The sequence below is a fragment of the Vibrio sp. OPT18 genome (genome assembly GCF_015163615.1).
In the GTDB taxonomy this organism is placed as follows: domain Bacteria; phylum Pseudomonadota; class Gammaproteobacteria; order Enterobacterales; family Vibrionaceae; genus Vibrio; species Vibrio coralliirubri.
This window is the reverse complement of the sequence record NZ_JADDYK010000077.1, coordinates 8,957-11,525: the sequence shown is the minus strand read 5'-3', so window position 1 is coordinate 11,525 and position 2,569 is coordinate 8,957. Positions and strand designations below refer to the sequence as shown.

Sequence of the window (2,569 nt, the reverse complement as noted above, 5' to 3'; positions counted from 1 at the left end):
GTTAAGGGGTTCTCAAACTTGATCACCCCTAGCCTGTCCAGTTCGTTAAACATCGCCCTTAAATAAGAGTGCTCCCGGTTAACCGTTGCGGTGGCCACGTGAAGACTGCGCATCTCTCGATACTTCGCAAAATCTTCGCTAGTAAAGTCACTGGCTATTGGATTACCAAGCCTATCGACCATTTTGTAGAGCAACTTTCTAAGGCGAACGTGATCACGCAGCGTCTTACCATGTAGCCGGTACCAAATGGTCACGAACTCATCGAGTGTGCGCTTGTCCTTGCTGACGTTCTTAATGTCCTGGTCAACGCTCAAGCGCTTATCGTGCTGGATGGCCTTGCGCTTACTTTCGTAAACACGATGAGGATCTAAGCTCGAGTAAAAGCCCCATTCATTTTCTAGCAGCATTATTTACCCCTATAAAGCCAAGCCACACAGCGCTTTAAGCGCGTTTTTGTGCACCCTTCGCATCGATAACACCGCAATCTAATAAAATAGAAAAGTCTGGCGATACCTGACCAGATTCGGGGAGTGTTTTATCTGTAGTAAGCCAATAAGCGTACTTATCAAACCGTTCGTGCTGTGTGATTTTTATAAGAATTTCACCGCGTGGACTCCTCTTTTCTTGCTCGTAATCTCGCAATGTTCCTATCGGAATATCAACGAGTTGTGACATTTCTGAGCGACTTAACCCTTCCGCAATTCTGATCGCTTTGATCTTTTTTCCTAGATCCACTATTGACCCCTATACAGCATTTGCTGTAGATTTAATCCCATACAGCAAACGCTGTACTTAAATAACCCTAAAAAAACCGCGTTCCACCATAAAACGCTTAACTCTTGAGGATATCACAATGGCACAACTACCCGCACTGTTTCTGTCGGCGACCGAGTTCGCCAAAACCCATCAAATGGGGGTTAAGCAAGTCTATAAACGCCTTGATTTAGGTGATCTTCCAGAAGTGGAAAGAGAGGCCGAGGTTGGCAAACGCTATGTAAACCTGGTTCTGCTGGCTGAATGGCTAAGAGAGGGCAAGGTAACGCTTTCGAATTTGAGTAGCCGCAAATGACCAAATCAATACCCGAATATCAACAGCGTGTGATGGATGAGCGAGCGCAGCTTTCTAGTCGCGTGATTGCACTAGGGGCATTCCTAGGTGGTGAAGTGTTTAACGGTCTTAATCGCACCGAAAAGCGCTTGCTGAGAGACCAGCTTAAATACATGCGTAGGTATCTCGAAGTTCTTGATGAGCGAGCTCACCTGTTTGGGTTAGGCCGCGAGCTAATCAAAGCTAAAGAGGCAAAAAATGAAACACGCTGATTCCATCAAAGATATCTACAACGGATTGGTGCAGAAGTACCAATTCGATCAGAGCTGCCTAGCCGAAAACCAGGTACCAACATCAACGCGCTACTTTATGAGCGAAAAGCATCGAGAAAGCACCACGCTTAAGCTCGATATGCTTGCGCATTTCGCGCATGACCTTGGTGAGCCTGAGCTTGCAGGATCCATTTTAGCGGCAGCGTCTGAACTTGGTAGTGACGCTGTTTCACCCATGCCAATGTAAGGGGAATAACCATGATCGTAAAAACTGAAAACAACCTGCTTTTTGATAGCTCACACCCAAAATGCCAGCTCCACTATGCTCGAACTCACGGTCGTGGATTTGCTTTTATCCAGTGTCTCGATACTGGCTTGGATGGTAAGGCGGAAAGGATAAAGCGCTACTGGGGTTTTTATGCCGACTCTCTTGATGAAGAAAAAAACAAGGCGGCAATCCACGACATTATGAATACTGGCTCTTCGTGGCCTTGTTTGCCGCAGTAGTGTTTTTTCATGAAAAAGCATAACGCCCCACATTCAGTACGCACCAAAAAGACGCGAGGTAAGCGACCGCTTGCCTCGCTTAATCGTGCGTACTTAAAAAACCTATTAAAGTGCCCTTCAAAAAGCGCATTGCTCACCTCTACCAGCGGTAGAACGACGCAATCCCGTTTTTTAAAAGACATTTTTACCGTTATGGATACGCTCGTTAGCCAAATGTGCTCACGCACTCGTAAGGTGGGCGCTTCCGCTAAGAATGGATTCTTCCTCTTCACTTGGGCTCGTATTGCAGAGCTTTCAGAACTTCCTGAATGGCGCGTTAAACAGTGTTACCGATACTTAAGTAAAAAGGGATGGGTAACATCTAAACAGCCGTGGACGCTTCGCATAGGCGATGATGGCAAGCTTAAAAAGTGCGCCCTTACCAGTATTAAGCGCGTCACATTGAAGTACTTCGATGACATGGGGCTAACTTCCGCCTTTAAAGAAGCGCTTCGCGCCGGTGCAAAAACCATTAAAGATCGAGCTAAAGCGTTCGGGCGACCTGTAAAATACATTCTGACCCCTATTACGCTGCTAGAAGAGCGTCGTAAAGCCACTTCCCCCCCCCTCCTAACTTAACGCGCCCTTTAGCATCCGATTAGCTTCGGAGAATTTGTCACATCTGTTGTTTTGTTTTGGTTATTTTCTGTACAAATCTTCACAATGTCGCCCCCTCGATGTGAGGGTGTTTCTGCTTATCCCA

Annotated in this window: 6 protein-coding genes and 1 pseudogene; 5 read left to right on the top strand and 2 right to left on the bottom strand. The window is 46.5% G+C overall.

Features of this window, described 5'->3' with window-relative positions:
* A pseudogene (locus IQQ51_RS20845) lies at positions 1 to 407 on the bottom strand (site-specific integrase); the annotation flags it as partial.
* A gap of 34 nt (positions 408 to 441) precedes the next feature.
* The gene (locus IQQ51_RS20840) at positions 442 to 735 is read right to left on the bottom strand and encodes a helix-turn-helix domain-containing protein (RefSeq protein ID WP_193842016.1); all 294 of its coding nucleotides are present in this window, start codon (positions 733 to 735) and stop codon (positions 442 to 444) included.
* Positions 736 to 853: 118 nt separating this feature from the next.
* Here IQQ51_RS20840 and IQQ51_RS20835 point away from each other — a divergent pair, with 118 nt between their 5' ends.
* From IQQ51_RS20835 to IQQ51_RS20815, 5 genes are all read left to right on the top strand, one after another.
* Positions 854 to 1,069 carry a hypothetical protein gene (locus IQQ51_RS20835; protein WP_193842015.1) on the top strand — a complete coding sequence of 72 codons (216 nt, stop codon included), beginning with the start codon at positions 854 to 856 and terminating at the stop codon, positions 1,067 to 1,069.
* Complete coding sequence (locus IQQ51_RS20830) at positions 1,066 to 1,320, top strand: crAss001_48 related protein (RefSeq protein WP_193842014.1); 255 nt, start codon at positions 1,066 to 1,068, stop codon at positions 1,318 to 1,320. Before IQQ51_RS20835 ends, IQQ51_RS20830 begins: the two co-directional genes overlap by 4 nt.
* Positions 1,307 to 1,567 (top strand): hypothetical protein, encoded by a 261-nt coding sequence (locus tag IQQ51_RS20825; protein WP_193842013.1) that lies wholly within the window; start codon positions 1,307 to 1,309, stop codon positions 1,565 to 1,567. Before IQQ51_RS20830 ends, IQQ51_RS20825 begins: the two co-directional genes overlap by 14 nt.
* Positions 1,568 to 1,578: 11 nt before the next feature.
* Positions 1,579 to 1,827, top strand: a complete 249-nt coding sequence (locus IQQ51_RS20820; protein WP_193842012.1) for a hypothetical protein — start codon at positions 1,579 to 1,581, stop codon at positions 1,825 to 1,827.
* A 192-nt stretch (positions 1,828 to 2,019) separates the two neighbouring features.
* Positions 2,020 to 2,445, top strand: coding sequence for a hypothetical protein (locus IQQ51_RS20815; RefSeq protein WP_228013088.1), 426 nt, complete (start codon positions 2,020 to 2,022; stop codon positions 2,443 to 2,445).
* Positions 2,446 to 2,569 lie beyond the last annotated feature (124 nt).

Excerpts from the sequence above, each read along its gene's own strand:
- IQQ51_RS20835 (WP_193842015.1), top strand. The coding sequence starts at position 854 with ATGGCACAACTACCCGCACTGTTTCTGTCGGCGACCGAGTTCGCCAAA.
- IQQ51_RS20830 (WP_193842014.1), top strand. The coding sequence starts at position 1,066 with ATGACCAAATCAATACCCGAATATCAACAGCGTGTGATGGATGAGCGA.
- IQQ51_RS20825 (WP_193842013.1), top strand. The coding sequence starts at position 1,307 with ATGAAACACGCTGATTCCATCAAAGATATCTACAACGGATTGGTGCAG.
- IQQ51_RS20820 (WP_193842012.1), top strand. The coding sequence starts at position 1,579 with ATGATCGTAAAAACTGAAAACAACCTGCTTTTTGATAGCTCACACCCA.
- IQQ51_RS20815 (WP_228013088.1), top strand. The coding sequence starts at position 2,020 with ATGGATACGCTCGTTAGCCAAATGTGCTCACGCACTCGTAAGGTGGGC.